We start from the raw sequence: 21604 nt of genomic DNA on the forward strand, positions 1-21604 counted from the left end.
TTGCCCCTTCGAAAATATAGGAGTCAGGGGGGCGTGGCATATTGTGCTTAGAACAACAGGCCCATCAAGGATGCTTTGACCGCTGCTTCGGCTTTGTTCGAGGCTTGAAGTTTGCGCATGGAATTGACCAAATGAAATTTTACGGTCCGTATGTCGATATTTAGAATAATGCTAATTTCGACATAGGTTTTTCCAATGGCTGTCCATTTCAAGGTTTCTTTTTCTCGAGCGGTCAGCGGCTTATACATCTCAGGTATGTTTTTTTCGGAAAAGAAACGCGTCATGGATTCATGCGCTAACTGAGTCAGCCAAATTAACTTGGTCTCTTTGCTCTCCAGTTCTGCCGATGAAATATGTTCGCTGGAGCGGGAAACAGAGAGTAAGCCGATACTGTTGAATCCGCGTTGCGATGAAAGGCACCATCCATGATTCAGGTTGTAATGCCGCGCTTCTTCCCAGAATGTCAGGCTTTGACTTTGCTGTTCTGCTGACCAGCGCATGGGAATGGACCGTGTTAACCCATGTTTGACGGTGGGGTCTTGGGAAAAATAATGTTCGGCTACATATTTTTCCTCCCAGGGGGCAGGATAGTTTGAAAGTAGAAAATATTGTGGGGGTGTTAACGATAAAGGGATTTTTAGTCCATAGGAGCAGAGCTCGAATCCCAAGTTGTAAGTTATTTTAACCAGCTCATTGAATAATTCATTTTCAGAGGTGCATCCGGAAACTAACTCAATGAAGTCTTCGCGCCATTCTTTCACCAATACTACCTTCCGTGGTCAGCGCCCCCAGTGAGAGGGGCGGGGAGAGGATTATACAGAATTGCAGCGTGCCAGGGAGATAGTTCCGGAGAGTATTGATTTTGCTGAATACAGCGGCAACACCACGTCCGATAAGGTCCGTAGCACAACTAGATCTCCCGCAAAGGCGCATTAGTTTCACCTGTTCTTAGTACGGTGGTGCTAAAAACAGCTGTTTCTAAGTGCCTGGATTTTTACCCTCGCCACAGGAAGGGTCGCAACTTTCAATTCGGTCAGATAAAAAATGTCAATTATTTAACTGTTGGTGTTGCTGACTGTGGGGTGCAGGTTTTAATTAACCTGCCCATTTGGGCAGCTACTAATACAGCTCTCGATTTGTTGTACTGGCCGGATAACATTTTCCGAGAGATTTTCATGCTAACTGTTATAACAGGGGCCGTTGATGATCTTTTACCTGGGATGGCATGTGCGCTCGCTAAATATAGGTATCAGGTATTCGTTAAAGAGTTAGGCTGGCCTCTACGTTGTGAGGAGGGGGTTGAGTTAGATGCTTTCGATCGCCCTGATACGGTATATGTTTTAGCCTGTGATAATAATCGCGAGATATTTGGTTGTGCTCGGTTAATTCCTACTAATCGACCATACCTGCTAGGGGATGTATTTCCTCACTTAATGGGGGGGAGTCCGCCGCCGTTCTCGGCAGGTATATGGGAGCTCTCCCGGTTCGCTATTAGCCACCCGAAAGGCCAAGTGTTGAGTGCTGAGCAAGCCTGGAAAAACACGGTGAAGTTGGTGACGGAAGTGATTGACGTCGCACGCTCAAAAGGTGCGTTTCGATTGATCGCGTTTAGTGCTGTAGGGAATGAGCGGTTGCTAAAACGGATGGGCGTCAATACATGCAGGATTTCGCCGCCGCGGCTAATCGATAACAAAAGTATCGTTCCCTTCTGGATCGAAATCGACGATAAAACCACTAGCGCTTTGTGCCTGGCCGCCTAAGAACTTTACAGTGAATGATAGTCGAAGAATTGCAACGCGAGGCGAGTCTGACTATATCTGCACGACGGCGCTTGAAACGTCTAACGGTGACCTTGGAACGCGGCGAATGGTGTTCCGGCCCAAAGTTTTGGGGCGATGGTGTGTGATGATGATGAAGGCTTTTATGGTGTCGCGCTGATTGAACGTATTGATGTTCGAGAGGGTTTTTTCACCAGCTCAAGTGATTCAGACAAGGCGGGTAACCTATGATTTCGTTTGTGAGATGGTTGTTGGTGGTGCTGTTCATCGTCCTGAGTTTTCCTTTTTTATGCGTATACATGTTAATCAATCCTATAAAGAACCGGAATTTGCATGTGGCCTGTCGGTCATATTCAGTGATCAATAAAATATTCTCAGTTCGTGTTGCTGTAAATGGATTCGACACTATATCCACTGTCAAGCCTTATATCTATGTAGCCAACCACCAATGTAACTATGATGTTCTGATCGTTGCTGAGGCGCTGAAACCAGGCACCGTTATTGTCGGTAAAAAATCGCTTAGATGGTTGCCTCTGGTCGGGCAACTGTATTGGCTGACGGGGAGCCTGTTCATTGACAGAAACAGCCCCCGGGCTTCTATTCAGAGCTTGCGCAAGATTTCCAAGAGCGTTGTCGCAGACAATACTTCCATCTGGATCTTTCCTGAAGGCACCCGAAACAAAGGTGGGGATATGCTGCCTTTCAAGGCGGGGGCCTTTCGGATTGCTAAGGAGATGGGAGTAGGGATCGTTCCCGTGACGATCAGTCCTACTGTTGGGGACATTGCTTACAACTCATTGCGCTCTACTGAAGTCAGTATCGTCGCCCATCAACCCATCGAGGCGGATGTGGTCGCGAGTATGAGCGCCAAAGAACTGGCAAGCTACACACGTGAGATTATCAGCAATATGATTCCGGTTATTTAGTCGATAAAAACGGAATACTGAGGGATCCCCCAGACTCCTCGATAGGTGAAATTACACCTGTCGAGGAGCTCCCTGTTTTACCGATTAGAACCAATAATGCAGGCCGAGCATTAATGACTGGGCGCTATAGTCAGTGCGCACATCGCCTTCGGGCAGGCCCTGAATGTCACCGAAGTGCGCATCGCGAGTCTTGATGTACCGATAATCCAGCGACATGGACCATTGTTCGGTGAGCTCGTAACCTACCCCGGCTCCGAGTTGATAGGCCGATACGGTGTCACGATGAGTGCCGCCGAACTGGACGCCGCCGGCTTCCAGGCCGCTGACCGACAGAGTGGTGTAGCCCAGGCCGCCGCCAATGTAGGGGGTAAACCGACTGAAGGGTGCTGGTAGGTTCAAGACGTCATACCAGAGGTTGGCCATCACGCTGGTGGCTTCCTCTTCGCCTTTGCCGTCGATGCTCCCGCCGCCTTCGTAGACCCGATTATTGAACTGGGTCAGGGTGTTTTTGCGGTAGCTGAGTTCCACTTCAGGTCTGAGCCCGATGGGGAATCGCCAGCCCAATGCCAGCCCGGTCGCGTAACCGGAGTGTAGCGGTTGATTGAACTCCATCTCGACAAAGTCGAGGTTGTTCTGGTTAAGGTCCTGCGGAGCAACCCAGTTCAGGCCGCCCATGACACTGATGTAGGGGCCGAGTGTATCGGCGGAACTGGACTCAGGGGCGATAAAGCCCATGCCAATGACGCCCATCACGAGATACAGAGGTTTTTTTAATTGGTTCATGCTCGGTCCGAAGTGTGTCGTTATCAATAAGTAAGCGAGGGGTGTTCGGGAGGGAGCGTTCAACACGCTCCCTCCCGGAGGGTTCATACACGGTGCAAATGCGTTTCAGGCTTTTCGAGCGCTGGGGTACTGATGGCATTCGCTCGTTGTTCAGCCAAGGTGCACAGGTTGCGCAGAGCTGTGGTCATTGCCGCGGTCAGCATTTTGCGTAGCAGCCCGCGGTATAAAAAACTTAAGGGGCCCGAGATCTTCGCGCTATGGATGACCTGGGTTTCATTTGGGGAAAGCCTGCGCATCTGGTGATCGAACTCAAGGTCGATCCACAGCAGTCTTGCCGTGTTCCGATAGCTTTCATGCAGCTTCACTGATTCCAGTTTCAGCGGCATGTTCAGGCCATTTTTGAGGACGCATTTGCCTCGCACTCCAGGTTGAAACGGGCCATTGAGTTCACAATGGCGGACGTCGGTATCCCATAACGGCGCTTCTGAAAAGTTGCTCCAGATCTTCCATATTTCAGCGCGCGGCGATTTGACTATGACTTGCACTTTTACATCGTTCACGGCGACACCTTGGTTGTTGGGGGCACGGTCATGCGGGAGAGTGGGATCAATTGAGTACCTCAGGCAGCGGGTGCGGATTGACTCAGCACTTGAGCTGTAATACTGGCTTGACCGATCTTTTCGCCCCGGTTGAACAGGTCGATATAAATGCGGTTGGTTTTGAACGGCTGCTGTGCGTCAAAACCGGCTTGCGGTGCCAATGACAGCGGACTGTTCCTGGGGATTGGCCGATCCAGGGTGAAACTCAACGCCAGCAGGTTCATCGGGGTGTTGAGTGGGATCCGCAGATGGCTGTGGGCAATCTGCATGTAGCACTGGCGCGCAACTTCGAGGAAATACACCATTGAATAGTGCGCGGGGTCACCTTCCTGGAAGAAGTGCTCATCCGGCAGCTTGAGTGTGTCCACGCTCAAGCCCTGAGCGAGGCTGCTCATGTCACTGACGATGACGTTTTCTTCTCTGGCCTTGTGCAGCAAGGCCTTATCGCGGCAGCGAGTGGCCGTGAATTCGCCGGCGGGCGATGTTTCGAACGCCGAGCTATAGGCCATCCCAAGGACGCAGGTGCACATCAGCTTTCCAGCTTGCATGACCTTGGCATTGAACACCTGGGAGTCTTTGTCCTGTTCCAGATGCAGATCAATCACACCCTGCTTTTGTACGTATTGCTGGAACTTGATATTCAGGGTTTTGACATACGCGACTCGCCCGCTCAGTGGCGGCATGGCGAGTTCAATCAGCTGCAACACACCCTCAAGCAATAAAATGCCAGGGATGTGATCAAGAGGGTGATCGAAGAAATAAGGGTGTGCTTCATTCACCACGAGCTGGGCGTGCAGTGACTGAGGGGCGCGCTGGACGTTGGCGATCACGATGTTTTCCGGGCAACGTTGCCAGTGCGTCGGGCGCTGCACTTCAGTGCCACGGCGCAAGGCGAAAAGGCTCTCCATGGCGCGGACTCTGACACGCAGCCCTGAGAGCAGGGTGTTGGTCAGCATGTCGCTGAGTTGCAGCACGTCTACGCCGTCCTGTTGCGGCTCGCGGACAAGGCTGACAGGGCGGGCAGGGCGGGCAGGGCGGGCAGGGCGGGCAGGCGGCGGGATGACCTGTTGTAAATCGTGAGGTGCCGAGTGAGCAAAGCGCAATGTAAAGGGATGCTTGATGGCAGGAGCGGGTTCGGCCACGGGGCTCCATTCCTGAAGCTTTTCAGTAAACAACCACATCACTGCCTTACCGGCTTCGCGAACCTCGATCACTGTGTGAGCCGATGCACTCAACATCACCGCCAACAGGGTTTCGATGCCACTGGCTTCAGCCAGGAAACCGGTAATTTCTTGCAGTGATCCGCTGGCTTGCGTCGCATCAGGTTGCAGCTCGCAGACTTCAATGTTCTGGTATTGACTCCGCTCTTTGCCCAGCAGTTGGCAAGCCTGTTCCAGCGAGTTCGCGGCATGGGCGAGGACCGCCGCGCGGATCACCAGTAAAGGTTTGTCGCTGGAGTCTGGTTGATAAGGACGCAGCGCAATCAGCCCCAGTCCTTCACCTTGCACCGTCGCTGAGTGTCGGGCGCGTTCGATCTCGATTTCACCGCTGATAAAGCGCCCTGCACCGAGCAAGAGCGTTGTTACGCCCTTCTTGAACCATTGCTGCGATGCCAGCAAGGTTTGCCAGAACAAACCAGAGGTGCCGACCAGTGTTTGATGGAAACCCTTGAAGTCAAAAATCTGCGCCGGGTAGCCGGACAACATGTTTGGCAACATGGTTGCCACGTCCGCCACCTCCACGCCTGGTGGGGTGCCTTGAGCCTGGGAGTAGAAGTTGTGAGCGCTGCTGTACGCATTGCTGAAGCGTTCCCCACCCATGTTGCAGCACATGACCATCGCAGTGCCGGTTGAACCGGCCACACCCGGCAGGCGTCGCAGTAAATGGTTGACGCGATCGGTGATCAACAGCTTGAACGGATCGACATGGGCCAGAGGTTTTGGGCCCATACCGAAACCGTCGATATCAATGACGCGATCCTGCGCCAGGAATTGGCCCAGTAACGGCTGACCTGGAGCGGGGGCGTAATCAACGAAACGCCCATAAGGAAAACTGACTGATGGCGTTGCTGGCCGATTGAGCTGTTGCTTGAATGACTGCAATGAGCTGTGACTGCCGATCGCTGCTTCAGCCTCGACAATAGCGAGGTCCAGCATCAACACACCGGGGGCGGCTAGAGGGACGGCAGGGCGGTTATCGGGAATATATTCATCCACCACCAGATGCGCATTGGCGCCGCCAAAACCAAAGCTGGAGATGCCTACCCGGATTGCCGACTGCCGGTCCGCGAGAGGCTGTAGCTGTTTTGTGGCCAGCCGCAGGCTGGTCTCGTCGACTTTTGCGCTGGGCCGGTAGTCGGGCTGAGGTGGAATCCCTTTGTGGCGCAATATCATCAGCGCCTTGGCGAGCGAAGCACCTCCAGCGGCAGCCAGTGGGTGGCCAATGACAGACTTGATCGAACCGATGGTGATTTTTTTGCCGTCTGTGCAGTGGGGCGCGAAGAAGCTGTTCAGCGAGTCCAGCTCTGTCGCATCACCCAGCGGAGTGCCGGTGCCGTGGGTTTCGATGTAGTCCACGTCGTTGGGATCAAGACCGATATAGGCTCGCTGGTAAGCCGTGTACTGGGCTTGTTTGCCAGGCGCAAACACTGAGCCTTCGGCGCCATCGGCGGACATTCCCAATGCCCGTAAAACGCCCAGGGGGCGGCGCTGCGCAATCAGGGCTTGCGATACGGGTTCGACCAGAAAGGCGACGGCACATTCGCCCGGCACAATGCCGTCAGCGTCCTGGCCGAATGCCTGCATTTGAGCCCGGGCGGAAAAGGCGGTCAACTGCGAGAAGCCCAGAAACAGCGCCGGTGGCAGCACGGTATTCAGTGCCATGACAATCGCGTTATCCGCCTGGCCGCTATTGACCAGGGCCTGAGCCATATCGATTGCATAGGGAAACGAACTACAGGCAGTGTCGACCGATAACGCCGGGCCACCGAGGGCAAAAGCCGCAGCCAGTTCAGCCACTTGTTCGCCCGGCGTGTAGCCCTGTGGTGCTTCGGTTTTTCCGGACATGCCTGTGACGAAATAACTCTCGTCACTCCAAGACGTCGCGACCACCAATGCGGTGCGTTCCTTGATCAGTGCCGAGCCTTGTCCGGCAAGCTGGTTGAGGAGTGTCTGCAGTACTTTCTTACCGATGGCGACCTGCCGTCCTTCATGCCGTGAAGGGGTTGAGGCGTCATCGGTCAGGCAAAAAGCACTGTCCAGGTAAACGCGATCCTTTTCACCTGCCTTTGCTGAATAGATTGACGCCTTATCCAGTTCCCAGCGCGTCAGCATCGAATTGATAGGCGCTATCTGTCCTTGCGAGAGCAAGTGCCAAAGCGCATCCGTTGACGGTGCCCCGGGAAACTCGCCAGCCATTGCGCTGAAGCAAAAGTCGCCCTCTGTTGTTACCGCGCCATTCATACCCTGTCTCCTGATTGCCAAAATGCTGGGTGATCTGTTCGATCACCCGGATTCCATGCCATTTTTTACAGCGGCTCAGTGCTTCAGCTCAGTCTTGCCAGAAGCGACAAGGCGTCCTGCGGCGTACGACGTGACATCAGCGCTTCACCGGCAAACTCACTGGCAGAGCACTGTTGCGCCATTGATTGGCAGAGAGCTTCTCGGGCAAAACCATTGAGCCCCAACTGTGCAAAGGGCGTCTCAATGTCGATCGACTGTGGTGCGTCGGGGAGCAGGGGGGACAGGGAGTTGAAAAGCAGGTTGCTTACCTGCCCTTGGGCGTCCGTTGTAGCAGGTGATTGCACTTCGGCAGCGGGTGTTGATGTCGACTCGGGGGCGGCCAGGGCGGCTTTAATCAGGGCGATTGTTGCCTGCGGATACTTGGCGTTGGCCAGCTCAGTGCTGTTGGCCTTGAGTTGCGGCCACAATGCGACGACCGACTCCAGGAAATCCAACTGCACGAGGGAGTCCAGGCCCAGGCTTTCATAGCTTTGTTTTTGGTCGATCTGGTCAACCGTGAAACCGGTGATATTCGCCAGTTGTTCAAGTACCCATGCTTCGATATCCACGGCAGGCGCCTGCGGATCGGCTTCAAGCCGCGCCAGCAAAGCGGTAGGCGTAGGGGCATCGAAGAGCAGCGAAGTAAGCTCTTTCTTTTCCGGGAAGTGCTGGGCCAGGGATTCGAAAATATCGACCATGCCGAGAGAGTCGATACCCAGGCTTTCGAAACTTTGATCGAAGTCGATTTGTTCCTTTTTGAATCCTGTGACCGAACTTATTTCGGCGCGCAACCATTGCCCGTAGTTGAGTGCAGGCGTTTGTTCCGCAACAGGTGTCGATTCCAGTATTACCGGGCTCGAGTGTACGGGCTCCAGCACCTGAAGGTTTTTATTGGTGGGAGCTTCAATCCCATGGGCATAAACACCCTCGAGGACTTGTTGATGAGCATTGAAGTAATGCGCAGTGACGGATTCGGCCTGCTCCAGCAAACGCATCAATATTGATTCTTTTGCGATATTGGACTCGCACAGTGAATCAATGATTTTTTCTGAAAGAGAGAAATAGCTATTGGCTATTTTTCCATTGGACACGATGAATTCCTGCACAACATCGTTGAGTTGGAAGCGCATGAGGTTCTCCTAACCAAAGTCGGTATAAGTTTTCTATAAACAAGGAATAAAAAGTCTGGGCCCAGGGGAGGGCCTTGTGTGAATCAATGAACCAAACTGGCAGTAGCCATATAGAGACTTAAAGTTGGAGTTCCACTGCGTCGATCTCGGAAGATGTTGTTTTTCTGGCTCCTTTGAGCAGCCCGGATCTTACGTTCAGATAAGTGAAGAGCGTTATTGCATCGGCCCCTTGGAAAGCGATGTAGCCGTCAGGACGAATCAGCATCAACGTGCCCTCTTTGGCATGGTAACGCTTGTGCAGCCGCCAATCGGGGTCCAGCAACGTCGAGTGCCAGGATGGCAGCTCGGCGCTGCTCAGGGCATCAATAACGCAATAAGCCTTGATGCCTGGGTAGTCCTTCTCCACCGACTCGGCCAGCGAGTAATAGCCCGGTAACAAAGGGGAAAACTGATCAGCTGCGCTAAAAATCAACAGCGTGAACGTTCCATGGAACAGATCGATCAAGCGCTTTGGCGGCATACCTTGCAGTTGCCACAACTCAACATCGGGAGCCAGTTGACCTGCGCGAGGCACCGACGTCTGGAATTCAGGTTTCTTGCCTTTTTTGTCCCAATTCATGCGCTGCTTTTTCGTCAGCGATTCCTGAATGTAATCACTCTTGCCGTAGTGGTACTGATGACCGGAAATCATCGAGGGCAGTTTGCGCTGAACTTTGCGCCTGTTGCTTATCAGTGGCAGAACATTGTCGCGCAGCCAAACGAGGGCGCGATGCTTGACGGTAATCAGTCCGGTCAGTCGGTGCGCTGTGTTCTCGACTTCCAGGGCCACCGGGTAGCGTTCTTCGTTGTAGCTCTCCAGCAACGATGGATCTGCCAGACCCTGATCGACATAGGCCATTTTCCACGCCAGGTTATAGGCCTCGGAAACCCCCAGGTTCATCCATTGGCCGCCGATCGGGCTGCCGATATGAGCCGAGTCGCCCACCAGAAACACAGAGCCTTGCTGCAGCGACTGTACGCGGCGATGTTGAAAGGAGGCGATGGTGGTCGATGAAATATTGGACAGCGTCATCTTTTGCCCGCGTCCTTCGCACAACCGCTGAAAGTTCTCCAGGCTCAAGGAAGGGCGCTCACCTTCTGGTGGCAGGTTGTAAGGCATCTCGATGAAAAGCCGATAACGGGATTGGGCGCTGATCGGCGCCACCGCCACATAACCGTCCTGTGCGCCCAGGAAGAAAGCGCCTTCGTCCTTGCTTCCAGACCACTCGATATCGGCATCGGCGAGCATGAAGAAGCGGTCGTAGGACGATCCTTCGAAGGTCATATCAAGACGTTTTCTGATGTTGCTGCGAGCACCGTCGCACGCGACCACCCAGCGACTGGAAAAGGATTCGTCACTGCCGTCCGCATGACGAAGCGTCATCTGTACTGAGCCCGGCTGGTTTTCTATATCGACCAGCTCGGTATTCCACTCAACATCTATCCCCAACGTGTTCAGTCGCTCCAGCAGAATCTTCTCCGTCTGCGGCTGTGGCAGGCTGAGGAGCAGGGGATAGGTGGCGTCCAGGTAGGAGAAGTTGTAGTTCAGCACCCGTTTGGCGTTCGACTGCACCGAAAACTGGTTGATAGTGAAGCCGTCCTGGATGGCCTGATCGGCAACTCCCAGATCTCGAAAAATTTCCAGGGTTCTGGAATGGATGGCCATCGCTTTGGTAGCGGTCGAGGGACCGGCATTCTTTTCAATAATGCGAAAAGAGACGCCCCACTTTTTCAGCATGATTGCCAGGGACAGGCCAATAGGGCCGGCGCCTACGATCATGACTGTGGGGGTATTACCGGGTTGCCTGAAGTGCTTGGGGGCCAAAGTGCTCAGAGTGTTCATCTGTTAGTACCAGTTTCTATAGAAGGGAGAGTTGGCAATGCCGAGCAGGGCATCGTCACCGGATGAGTCTCCGTAGGCATAAATGTAAAAGTCATCAAGGTTGCTCAAACAGCCTTTGAGCCGTGTGACTTTTTCTCTCTCAACACAGTTGGTACCTGATATTCCGCCGGTCAGTTTGTTCTTCGCAGTCGCCAGGCGGGTGCCGCAGACATAGTCAAAACCCGCCGCCTGGCCCCAAGGAATCAGGTAGTTTTCCGGCGAGTTGCTGACCAATGCAGTGACATGACCCATGGACTGGTGCCATTGCAGCCGGCGCAGAGCCTCGGGCCTGAGCCAGAGCGGTAGCTGCTCGCTGATGAAGTACTTGGCATGCTCGCGCTCTTGCTCAACGGACAGACCGCCCAGATAACAGGCAATGAACGCCAGTCGGGCTTGCATCAACGGCGTGATGCCAAGGATCACGCTGAGCATTTTTGGCAGCAGGGGAATGATCCTGAGCCAGAACGATTTGGTTCCCACGATAAAACGCATGTAGCGCCAGAACGTATGTCTGTCGGTCAATGTGCCGTCAAAGTCGAACACGGCCAATACCGGTTGTGTGCCATTAGCTTGCATGAATCTCTTCCTTGAGAGAGATGATCTCGATAGTTTTGGGCAACTTGAAGCCAGAGAGGTAGCGCGAGAGCAGGGTAGAGATAGCGCTCTGGGTCAGTTCGCCGCTCCCTTCAACGCACAGGTGCAGTACGTTGACTTCCTTGTTGTCCGGGACGATGTAAGCTTTCGCGCGCACCACGTCTGGATGCTTCAGGGCAATGGATTCGATTTCAGTCAGGTCGACCATTTGCGCTTTGATCTTCGAGATTCGCAGGCGCTGGCAATAGAAGAACACGTGTCCATCGTCGTCCCGCCAGACCAGATCACCCGTGTGTAGCCAACCATCACGGAAGAATCGGGCATTGGCGTCCTCTGCATCGGTATAGCCGTCAATCACCATCGAGCCGCGAATCAGCAGTTCGCCAATACGTCCAGGTGTGACATCGCGCCCTTCGGCATCCACGACCCGCAGTTCTACGCCCCTGATCGGTTGTCCCATGGCGCCGCGATGGACCTTGCCAATCGAGCTCTGGACAATCACCGGCATGCTCTCGGTCAATCCATAGCCTTGCAGCACCGGATTGCACCCCAGCAGCCTTCCCAGCTTCTCGGCTTCGTCTGCCGGTAGATGGCTGCCACCCGAATAAATCATCAGGTGAGGGTGCAACGGCAAAAGCGAGCCTTTGCGTTTGGCCAGTCGTGTATTGAAGTAGCGAATGACGTCAGGCACCAGGCAGGCAAAGGTGACCTTATGCTGGGACAAGACTTCTGCCAGATCCCTGTTGAGCAGGGTGTTAGTCATTAACAGAGTGGCGCCCACGCTCAAGGGGAAAACCATCATCACGGACAGTCCGAAGATGGCATACAGCGGCAGTGTCACCAGATGAACGGATCCGACACCTTGAAGATGAAAGTGCTCATGCAGCCCATCACTCGATTGCGTCAGATCAAGGTAACGGTGAGAAACGGCCAGCGGTTTACCGATGCCCCGATAGGTGAACTGTACCGAGACAATTGGATTGCCTTCGGGCAATAACAAGGGCTCTGTTTGTCGGGGAAGTCGAGAGCCCGCCGTTGCGTTGTCGGGCAGGGACGATGACGGCTCGCTTGCGGCGTCCAGCACCAAGGAGTGCTGAACGCCGTAGGCAGGCTGAAATGTCTCGCGATGTTGCTCGAATAGCGCTTCGGTCGTTACTACCAGCGTCGGTCTGGCGATGCTGATGACACTGTTCATTTCGAATGGCGTCAGTTTGTAGTTGAGAATGACCGGAACCGCACCGCGCCCGATGATTGCCAAATAGTAAGCGATGAACTCCACCCCATTGGGGAGAACAAGCGCTACTTTGTCACCCGGCATTACATTTAATGCTTTGAGGGCGCCATTGCACTCTTCAGCCTTTATTCGCAACCTACGGTAAGTGACGGTCTCTTCTTCCGCGTCCAGATCCCTGATAGCAATGTGCTCGGGGAAAGACTCTGAAAAACCGACGAACCGATGCAGAAAACCTTCTTTAGATGAAAGGCTTTTCATTTACCAACCTCTCTCAATCCTTGAATATATGGTCAGACAAAAAAGTACTACAGAGGCAGGCTATATATAAATTGTTTCAGTTACGCATCAATGTAGTTATTTTTCCGATACCACTCCAAGGTATCAGTCATTGTTTCGGTCACGGGGCGGAACTTGCACTCCAATTCCTTTAGGCTTTTGTTGTGGCTGAAATGGGTGCGTCCTTGTTCTTGTTCCATGAGTTTGACGGTGGAGGTACTGATGAGCACCGGCTTTTTCGTAATCCGGTAATAGCCTTCATAGATCAAGGCAATGATACGCAGCATGAGCAGAGGCACTTTGCGCTCCGGCGCTTTTACGCCGCTGACGCTGGAGAGCGCCTGGAAAATGCTTTTCATGTCCATGTGAGTGCCGGCTGCCAGGTAGCGTTCTCCGGATCTGCCGCGTGTGATTGCCGCGAGTTGATGCTCCGCCACATCCCTGGCATCGACAACGGAAAAACTTCCTGGCAGTACGCCGGGCAATTTTTTTCCGACAAAGTCGAGCAGGAACTGTCCTGATGAGGTCGGGCCGATGTCCCCAGGACCAAACATCCAACCAGGCAATACCATGGCAATGAACATGTCCGGGTGCCGCAACAGAAATTCCTGAACTTTCTGTTCAGACAATATTTTACTCAAGTAATAATCGTCAGCCTCCGATTCACTGCGAGACATCGTTTCATCGATCACTTGATCTTTGTTGCCTTTCAACACAGCAATGGATGAAGTATGGACTGCACGACGAATGCCAGCGGCATAAGCGGCCTGCAATAGGCGCTCGGTTCCGGTCACATTAGTGTCATACAGTTTCTGCCAGTGCTTTCCGCCTTTGTAACTGTCGCGGAAATAGGCGGCCGTATGAAACAAGGCATCACAGCCTTGCAGGGCGTGGCTGAAGGCGTCGACATTGAGCATGTCGCCTTCGACAAATTCGACAGGCAGATTGCCGAACTGCTTCTTGGCTTTTTCGACAGAGCGGACCAGCGCTTTTACTTTGATGTTTCGCTTTAAAAGCGCATGAACGACATTATTGCCGAGCAGGCCTGTAGCGCCTGTAACAAAGGCATATTCCATTAAAATCCAGCTCCTGTGAGGTAACCTGCCACTGCATTGAGGCCGATGAAATCGGGCTCAATGCTTTGATCAGGCGTTGGTTCATCAACGACGGCAAGTAAAAACCATTCGGTATCTGAAAATCAAGCGGTATTTGATGGCCGCCGCGAGGTCGACGCCTTTGAGTCCGACCTAAAACACGAAAATTCAGCGGTTTAAGGCGTTGTCGACAGCAGGCATTCACCTCGATCGAGCGGATCAAGGTTATCGCAAGACATTATCGCCACCCGTCGCCTGCCTTCTGAGGAGTCATAAGACGACCTCCCTGACCCGATTCAGCAGGGAGGCACGCATAAGGCTGGATACCAAGGGAAAAAAACGTCGGTGCAGCCCATCTTGAGCCCCTCAGTCGGCCCAATACATGGCATTTACATGGCACTCCTTAAAAGTTTAAATGCAAAGTGATTAAGGAGGCTTAGTATAAGATATGATAGTTGAAAGAGGTTTGCGCAGTGAGTGGCAGATCCGTTGCATCCAGTTACAAATAGATTCGTTTGGCCAAAGGAGCCGAGGGCGTGATTAAAAAGAGATTGGGTCGAGAAGAAAGTCAGCAAATAACAAGGGACAAGTTATTCGACACCGCCACTGATCTTATGGTGAGAAAAGGTTTTCACGCCACCAGTGTCAACGTTATTTCCGAGGAGGCCGGTTTTTCGAAGGGGGCCTTCTTTTCAAACTTTGCAAGTAAGTCAGACTTGCTTTTGCAGTTGACTCAGAGATTCAAGAGGGTTGAGATAGATCGATTGAGTGTAACCCTGAGTTCAGGGTATTCATCGGAAGAACTGACCCATGGATTGAATGCTTATATTGATACGCTTAAAAATAATACCCGTTGCGCGATTCTTGATGCTGAGCTGCAACTGATCGCCTTGCGCGATGAAGAGTTCTCAAGGCATTACTACGATCTGCATCAGGAAAATAATGAAGCGTTGGGCAAGTTGATTACCATCATTTTTAATCATGCAGGCAAGAAGCCTCCTTTGGCGTATGCAGCTCTTGCAAGGACCTTCACTGCTTTGTCGGAAGGATTGATACTGCAAGGACATAAAGATCCGGCTTCTGAAATAAAATTGGTGTTGAACTCGCTTATCCAGACAGCAGAGCCCTTATAGAACACGGCCATTCTTGTGATACATACGGTATTCGCATGTCCGGGGCTCAGACCTCGGGCAGGATGCGAGCGGCCATGCACATCTTTAGCGCACACAATAAGGTCTGCGCAGTAGCGCTCAGTGATTTTGAAACGCTTTCAATCCTCGCTGTACCGCGGGCCTGGCTTCGATCGCGTCGAGCCAGCGTGATAAGCGTGAAAGCACTGCCCAATCCAGCCGGTCACGAAACGATGCCGCAATGGTGAACGCAGAGATGTCCGCCATGGAGAACTGAATTCGTTGAGTAGAATGTAAACGCTGCTCAGCACTAATGTGACTTGTAATGGTCAATAAACCCCGCGCGACCTTCAGCGGTCGTACTGCTCGGAGCCGACCGGATCCGTATCGGCCATTTGATCAAGGACAGTGAAAGCATGTTCACCGCAAACTAATCAGCCACCGCCTCCAGCTGGTTCCGTGAATCGGGACTCGCCGTACGTTTACCCCTCAATCCAATTCGAAGATTTAAAGCATGCACCTACGCAAAATTGCAGTTGGGCTGTCGGCCCTTGTTTTGCTCTCGACCGGGGCACAAGCCCGCAGTCTGCTGGATTTCATCAAGCCCCCCAGCCACCATCAGGAACAAGCGTCCCACTCGGGCTCGATCAGCCAGAACGCGGCCCTGGAACTCTATTCAAACAAACAGAAACAGGCATCGTTTGACGGCTGCGCAGATCTGTTTCCGGCGTCGAAACCGATCAACATGGCCACTGTGCCTGCCACAATGAAACCCTTGGCTTTGTGTTCCGACAACTTCGCGGTGCTGTATTCGCAAACCAGCAAGACGCCGTTGGTCGTGGTCGAACGCCTTAATGCCGCCCAGTTGCAAGATGCCAAGGGTGAGGAGCGCACCAACCAGTTCTACCCGGACCCACGCATCCCCAAGAGTGGGCGGGCAGAGTTGAGCGACTACCGTAGCCAACATCCGGCCGTGGACCGTGGCCATCAATCTCCGGCAGCCGACGCACCGAACCCCAATGCAATGGCCCAATCCTTTGCGCTGTCGAACATGGTGCCGCAAGACCCAACCAACAACCGGAAGATCTGGAGTAAGGTTGAGTCCGATGTCAGAAAGTTTGCCAAACGAGCCGATGGCAATGTTTTTGTCTTCACCGGCCCGCTCTTTGACTCAGGCCACGCCACCGTCGGCGACAACAAGGTCTGGGTGCCGACCCGCCTGTTCAAACTGGTTTACGACGCATCGTCCAAGCGTGCCTGGGCTTACGTACTGCCCAACGCTGAAACCCGTATCGAGAAGCCAATGGACTATGACGCTTTCGTGAAGAGTACCGGGCTCAACTTGCTGGGGAATCTACCGGTCACAGGTTCCGTGGGGCGCTCTTGATGGCTTGATGGCTGGCACCCAAAAGGCTGGATGCAACCGATGGGATTTGTCATTTATATGTGATTGAAATAGAGACTATCGGTTAATCCGTAGCAGCTGCCCCGCAGGCTCGGCAGCTGCTACGGAGAGTGTGTCGCGGCTAGCGCGCCGCCCAGGCATTGAAGTGTTCTTCCAACTCCTCGCCATGGTCCACCCAGAACTCCGCATCCACCGACTGGGCCTTGGCCAGGTTGGCTTCAGCCGTCGGCAATTGCTGGCGCACTTGCTCCGGCAGCAGCGCCAGTGCCTGGCGGTGGACTGGACCGTAAGGGATGTTTTCCGAGAAAACCTTCTGGGCCTGCGGCTGGCTGGCAAACGCGATGAAACGCTCGGCCAGTGCCTTGTTCGGCGAACCTTTGACCACGGCCCAGTATTCCGGGTCGTACAGGCTCTGTGGCCAGACGATGCTCAGGTTCATGCCTTCTTTCTGCGCCGAGGCGATACGGCCGTTGTAGGCGGCGCTCATCACCACGTCACCGGCGATCAACCACTGCGCCGGTTGGGCTCCGGCCTCCCACCATTGGATGTTTGACTTGATTTTGTCGAGCTTGGCAAAGGCACGGTTCACGCCCTCGGGAGTGCCCAGTACTTTGTACAGCTGGTCAGGCTTGACGCCATCGGCCAGCAGAGCGATTTCCAGGGTGTACTTGGCGCCCTTGCGCAGGCCGCGCTTGCCCGGAAAGTCGGTGACGTTCCAGAAGTCCGCCCAGGAAGTCGGGGCCTTGGTCAGCTTATCCTGGTTGAAGGCCATGACCATCGACCAGACGTAGGTGGCCACACCACACTCGGTCAAGGTCCCCGGTACGAACTGGGCCTGGTCGCCAAAACTGGCCGTGTCCAGCCGCTCGAACAAGCCTGCATCACAGCCACGCAACAGTTCTGGACTCTCGACCTCGACCACGTCCCAAGTGGCATGGCCCACATCAACCATGGCTTTGATCTTCGACAGCTCGCCATTGTATTCGCCCGCCACGATGCGTCCCGCACCGCTTGCATTGAAGGGTTGAAAATAGGCCTTGTCCTGGGCCTGCTTGGTGGCGCCGCCGAACGAAATGACGGTCAGGGCCTGGGGCTCGGCGAACACGCCGGTGCACAACAGGGCCAGGGAAAAAGGAACACAGGTACGTAAGGATAAAGACATGGAACGCTCCCACAGCTGGTTTTTAGAATGGTGTAAAGCCGGGCAGTGCTGGCCAGAGGCCGATAAGGTTCCACCGTGCCGGGCTCTTGGGGCCGACATCGTTATGAAAAAAGCTTTCATCCGGGAAAGCCGGACCAGAAATGCTCAGTGCGGTTTGATAGTGCGGCATCACTCGGTAGAGGAAAATTATTAAAAATATGCTTGGGAGCTATAAAAAAGCTCTTCAGCAGTGGGCACCGCTGATCCGGGTTGTATTCAGATAAAGCGGATCAACCGGTTACAGGGTCTTCTTCCGACCTGTTACCAATGAAGGCTCGAACTGGGCGTGGCAGCCCATGGCGTCATGTTTCATCTGGCGGTTAAAATCGTACGGATTTCGAATGGTCCTTCAGCGCATTTCAATCTGCGCCTGCAACTGGCCGCCGACGATGGATATTTCTTTGAACTGTTCACCGTCGCGCAGTACGAACAACGCGTCCATCCCTCGTTCTTGTGCCAGGCGTGGGCCTTCGGTTTCGCCCAGCACCATCAGTGCCGTGGCCCAGGCGTCAGCGAGCATGCACGAGGCCGCCACCACTGTGACGGCCGCGAGCGCGTTGCACAGCGGTGCGCCGGTGGCCGGATTCATGGTGTGGGCATAAGACTGCCCCCTGACATCGACCCAGTGTCGGTAATCTCCGGACGTGGCGATGGCAGCGTCGCTGAGTTCCATCACACCCATGACTTCACGTACGCCCCGGCAGGGTTTTTCAATGGCCACGACCCAGGGTTGAGCATCAGGTTTGACGCCGCGGGCACGCATCTCGCCGTCGATGCCGACCAGGTAACGAGTGATGCCTAAACCCTCCAGGCAGCGGGCCAGCGCATCGACACCAAAACCCTTGGCGATACCGTTCAGGTCGAGGTTCAGCGGCGCTCGTTTGCGCACATGATTACGTAGCGGGTCAATGATCAGCGCTGCACTGGCGGACAGGCGAGTCTGCGGCGGCGTGTCGAACATCTGCTCCGTGACGGTCTGTTCGCCGGGTCCGAACCCCCAGGCATTCACCACATCGCCGACCGCGATGTCGAAGGCGCCGCCGGATTGCTGACTGACACGCAGCGCGGCAGACAGCACCAGGGCCAGTTCCTTAGGTACCGGCACCCACTCCTGCTCGGGGGCGGCGTTGAGGCGGTTGAGGTCGGAGCCGGGTTTCCAGGTGGACATTTGTTGGTCCACCCGGGCCACGGCGTGCGCCAGGTTGTGGCCGATGTTGTCGGTATCGATCCCGGCTTGCGCATAGAACAGGGCAGTGTAACGGGTGCCCATGGTTTCGCCATTCAGGCTGTAGCGTTGCAAGTCAGTAGACATCTTCACGGTAGCGTCCTTGTGCCTTGAGGGTCAGCACACTCAGGTTGATCGGCGCCAGCACTTCATCCAGGGCCTGCATCACGCCCTTGGCCATCTCGCGACCGCCACACACCAACACTTGAGCGCCTTTCTCAATCATCCGGCGCAAGACCAGCGCATCGCTGATCAACCGGTCTTGCACGTAACTGCCGCCCATGACCTGGGAGAAGGCGGCACGCAATGCTGTGAGGCGTTGGTCCGCCAGGTAACGTTTGAGCTCCGATTCATAGAGAAAATCCGAAGCCGGGTTACGCCCGCCCCAATACAAGTGCATGGGGTGTCGAGCCTTGTTGTTGCGGATAAAACCGGTCAAGGGACCTATACCAGTACCGGCGCCGATCAGGATCACCGGGTGCGCGCCCGACGCCGGACGAAATTGCGGGTTGGGCTGGATAAATGCTTCGATCGATGCACCGATGTCCAGGCTGTGAAGGAATTGCGAGCACACGCCGCCTTGGTGTTTGCGTACGCAGATTTCCAGCACACCGTCCTGCGAACTGCTGGCCAGCGAGTAGAACCGTGGAATTGCGCTGCCAGGGGGCAGAATCCCTGCCAGGTCACCGGCCAGAAACTCCGGCAGCTCACCGGGTGCCTTGAAGCGTAGTACGTGGGTCGGTGCATTCACCTGTTCGCCGTAGGCGATGCGTTCCATCAGCACCAGTTGATGGGTACGTGGCTGCTCCGGGGTGTGGACCAGCGTCAGGTCATGCCCCAGCACTTCGCCCAGTGCATGGCCCCAGCGAGCAAATTCCTGTGCGGATTGGCGGTTAATGGTTTCCAGCCCCAGCAACGGAGAGCCACCGGCCCGTAACATCGCGTCCTGCACCTGATGGGCATACTGACAGAACTGCGCAAACTGGCGGTCGCCCAAGCCCAGCACGGCAAACGGCAGGCCGGGTTTGAGGCCGACCCTGGTCAACCGCGCCAGGAACTGCGAAGCCGAGGCCGGGGCATCGCCGTCGCCGTGGGTTGCGGTGAGGATGAACACGCGTTGGGCGTTGCCATAGTCGTTCGAGTATTGATTCATCGCCGCGCTATGTACCCGGTGTCCAGCCTGGTGCAAGGCATCATGCAAGGTGTTGGCAAAGCCCCAGGTGCTGTTGTTTTCACTGCCGACCAGAATCACGCTGTCGGCGGATTGCGCGGCGCAATTGTCGCGGATGTTCGGAGCGGCCTTGCGGCGGCGCCACCACAGCAGGATGCCGGTCACGCTCATCAACGGCACGCAGAGGGCACAGAGCCCCAGTGGCAGACCCAGCCACCAGAGGCCTTCACCGGTGTGCAACTGATAAATCAATTCATAGAGGTTGTGCATCGAGTCGTGGGCTTGATAGGACAGCAAGGTGCCGCTGACCTGCTCCACGTAGCCGTCGCCCTGGGCCGTGCGCAGGGAAAACACGTCTTGCGGGTTGTTGGGACTTGGGTAGACCAGCTCGCGCAGGTCATTCAGGTCAGTGGCCTGCAAGGCATTCAGGTTCGCCACCGGCAAGGCCGGGCCGGCGCTGACGTGGGCGGGGAAGGTGGGCTCATTCTGACTGCCATCAGCGATAAAACCGAAAGTCGTGGCGCACAGATAGAGCCCGCTCAGCGCCGACAGCAGCAGCCCGAGCAATGCCAGACGTCCGACTTCAGCATGCCAGCGCTGGCTGAAGGAACCTCGCAATGGTCGCAACAGATTGCGCCAGCCGCCCAGCCGCCGGGCCAGCAACAGCGCACCAGACACCGACAGCATCAGCATCAACAGCGCGCCGACTCCAGACACCCCGTGGCCAGGTGTGCCAAGGAACAGCGAGCGGTGCAGGTCTTTCATCCAGCGCGAGAAGGCGGATGGCTCGTAAGGTGCGAGGCCTTGACCGGTCAGCGGGTCGACCTTTTCGGCCCCGGCCTGACCGTCCTGGTTGTAGTAGACGATGACCGTCCCGGACGCTGTGCGCTGGATCTGCTCCACGCCCTGAAAGTGGCTGGCTACGCGCCCGGCCAACTGACCGACGTTGACTTGCCCGGCAGCGATTGGCGTGTTGTGCAGGCGTTCCAGAGCCGGGTTGACAGACAGCATCGCGCCGCTGATGGCCAACAGCATGACCAACAGGGCGGCGATCAGGCCGGGCAGGGAATGGAACTGGCGAAGCATGTTAAGCCTCCGGAAATGGCGGGTGCTACAGATCGTAAGTGAAGGACTCGACGTAGGTGCTGCCGGTCGCCGGCTTGCCGGCGCCCTTGGACGTCAGGGGCACGCTGACATCGGCGCGGGCGTCGCGCTTGTCCTCGACAGCGCTGTCGATACGGATTTGATACCCGGCATCGATCAGGGTGCCCGCCAGTTCGACGCTGACTTTAAGAGTGCGCCCGCTGCCGACACTGGCGCCGCTGACTCCATCAAACTCGCTCGGGTTCATGCCGCTTCCACGGGCCCAGTCGGCCAGATGCTTGTAATACTTGGCCTTTTTGCCGGCCACCCAGAGGGTTTTCTGATATTGGCCAGTGGCGTCGGTGACGTAGATCGCCAGATACGCATCATTGCCGCTGTAGTCCTTGAGCTGAGTGGTCAAGGTCACTTCACGGGCCTGGACCAGCCCCGGCAGGGCAATGGCGCCGACGAGGCAGGATGCAGCGATACTCTTTTTCATGGGATTGTCCTTTTGATCGTTGGCTCCAGAGCCTGGACCTGCTTGCTGACAGCAA

Annotated in this window: 17 protein-coding genes and 1 pseudogene; 4 read left to right on the forward strand and 14 right to left on the reverse strand. The window is 55.1% G+C overall.

Translation table 11 applies throughout. From position 1 onward, the window contains the following. Positions 1–47: 47 nt before the first annotated feature. Complete coding sequence (locus J3D54_RS21665; protein WP_253422482.1) at positions 48–761, reverse strand: autoinducer binding domain-containing protein; 714 nt, start codon at positions 759–761, stop codon at positions 48–50. Positions 762–959: 198 nt separating this feature from the next. On the opposite strand from J3D54_RS21665, the gene J3D54_RS21670 reads away from it, so the two are divergent. Both J3D54_RS21670 and J3D54_RS21675 read left to right on the forward strand, forming a co-directional pair. Continuing rightward, positions 960–1760, forward strand: a complete 801-nt coding sequence (locus J3D54_RS21670; protein ID WP_253422484.1) for an acyl-homoserine-lactone synthase — start codon at positions 960–962, stop codon at positions 1758–1760. A 245-nt stretch (positions 1761–2005) separates the two neighbouring features. Next, positions 2006–2704, forward strand: coding sequence for a 1-acyl-sn-glycerol-3-phosphate acyltransferase (locus J3D54_RS21675; RefSeq protein WP_253422486.1), 699 nt, complete (start codon positions 2006–2008; stop codon positions 2702–2704). An 84-nt stretch (positions 2705–2788) separates the two neighbouring features. On the opposite strand, the gene J3D54_RS21680 is transcribed toward J3D54_RS21675, so the two are convergent. The 8 genes from J3D54_RS21680 to J3D54_RS21715 form a co-directional block, all read right to left on the reverse strand. After that, a complete protein-coding gene (locus J3D54_RS21680; RefSeq protein WP_253422487.1) occupies positions 2789–3487 on the reverse strand; it encodes an outer membrane protein in 699 nt (232 codons plus the stop codon). Between the two features lie 83 nt (positions 3488–3570). Further along, a complete protein-coding gene (locus J3D54_RS21685; RefSeq protein ID WP_253422489.1) occupies positions 3571–4047 on the reverse strand; it encodes a polyketide cyclase in 477 nt (158 codons plus the stop codon). A 59-nt stretch (positions 4048–4106) separates the two neighbouring features. Then, positions 4107–7547 (reverse strand): beta-ketoacyl synthase N-terminal-like domain-containing protein, encoded by a 3441-nt coding sequence (locus tag J3D54_RS21690; protein WP_253422491.1) that lies wholly within the window; start codon positions 7545–7547, stop codon positions 4107–4109. Positions 7548–7630: 83 nt separating this feature from the next. Further along, entirely contained in the window at positions 7631–8716 is a 1086-nt protein-coding gene (locus J3D54_RS21695; protein ID WP_253422493.1) for an acyl carrier protein, read from the reverse strand. Between the two features lie 118 nt (positions 8717–8834). Then, positions 8835–10598, reverse strand: coding sequence for an FAD-dependent monooxygenase (locus tag J3D54_RS21700; RefSeq protein ID WP_253422495.1), 1764 nt, complete (start codon positions 10596–10598; stop codon positions 8835–8837). Positions 10599–10601: 3 nt separating this feature from the next. Beyond that, positions 10602–11213, reverse strand: coding sequence for an HAD-IB family hydrolase (locus J3D54_RS21705; RefSeq protein ID WP_253422497.1), 612 nt, complete (start codon positions 11211–11213; stop codon positions 10602–10604). After that, positions 11203–12723, reverse strand: a complete 1521-nt coding sequence (locus tag J3D54_RS21710; protein ID WP_253422499.1) for a class I adenylate-forming enzyme family protein — start codon at positions 12721–12723, stop codon at positions 11203–11205. Before J3D54_RS21710 ends, J3D54_RS21705 begins: the two co-directional genes overlap by 11 nt. 80 nt (positions 12724–12803) lie before the next feature. Beyond that, the gene (locus tag J3D54_RS21715; protein WP_253422501.1) at positions 12804–13817 is read right to left on the reverse strand and encodes an SDR family oxidoreductase; all 1014 of its coding nucleotides are present in this window, start codon (positions 13815–13817) and stop codon (positions 12804–12806) included. A gap of 554 nt (positions 13818–14371) precedes the next feature. Between J3D54_RS21715 and J3D54_RS21720 the strand changes: the two genes are divergently transcribed. Then, the gene (locus J3D54_RS21720) at positions 14372–14968 is read left to right on the forward strand and encodes a TetR/AcrR family transcriptional regulator (RefSeq protein WP_253422503.1); all 597 of its coding nucleotides are present in this window, start codon (positions 14372–14374) and stop codon (positions 14966–14968) included. A 117-nt stretch (positions 14969–15085) separates the two neighbouring features. On the opposite strand, the pseudogene J3D54_RS21725 reads toward J3D54_RS21720, so the two are convergent. Beyond that, a pseudogene (locus tag J3D54_RS21725) lies at positions 15086–15241 on the reverse strand (glutathione S-transferase family protein); the annotation flags it as partial. A gap of 238 nt (positions 15242–15479) precedes the next feature. Between J3D54_RS21725 and J3D54_RS21730 the strand changes: the two are divergent. Further along, positions 15480–16352 (forward strand): DNA/RNA non-specific endonuclease, encoded by an 873-nt coding sequence (locus tag J3D54_RS21730; RefSeq protein ID WP_253422504.1) that lies wholly within the window; start codon positions 15480–15482, stop codon positions 16350–16352. Positions 16353–16491: 139 nt separating this feature from the next. Here J3D54_RS21730 and J3D54_RS21735 read toward each other — a convergent pair whose 3' ends face one another. From J3D54_RS21735 to J3D54_RS21750, 4 genes are all read right to left on the reverse strand, one after another. Next, on the reverse strand, positions 16492–17532 hold the full coding sequence (locus tag J3D54_RS21735; protein WP_253422506.1) for an ABC transporter substrate-binding protein: 1041 nt from the start codon (positions 17530–17532) through the stop codon (positions 16492–16494). 388 nt (positions 17533–17920) lie between these two features. After that, positions 17921–18883 carry an FAD:protein FMN transferase gene (locus tag J3D54_RS21740; RefSeq protein WP_253426705.1) on the reverse strand — a complete coding sequence of 321 codons (963 nt, stop codon included), beginning with the start codon at positions 18881–18883 and terminating at the stop codon, positions 17921–17923. Then, complete coding sequence (locus tag J3D54_RS21745) at positions 18873–21053, reverse strand: PepSY domain-containing protein (RefSeq protein WP_253422508.1); 2181 nt, start codon at positions 21051–21053, stop codon at positions 18873–18875. The genes J3D54_RS21740 and J3D54_RS21745 overlap by 11 nt, the downstream gene beginning before the upstream one ends. 25 nt (positions 21054–21078) lie before the next feature. Continuing rightward, positions 21079–21549 carry a DUF2271 domain-containing protein gene (locus J3D54_RS21750; protein WP_253422510.1) on the reverse strand — a complete coding sequence of 157 codons (471 nt, stop codon included), beginning with the start codon at positions 21547–21549 and terminating at the stop codon, positions 21079–21081. Positions 21550–21604 lie beyond the last annotated feature (55 nt).

This window comes from Pseudomonas sp. GGS8 (genome assembly GCF_024168645.1).
Lineage (GTDB): Bacteria > Pseudomonadota > Gammaproteobacteria > Pseudomonadales > Pseudomonadaceae > Aquipseudomonas.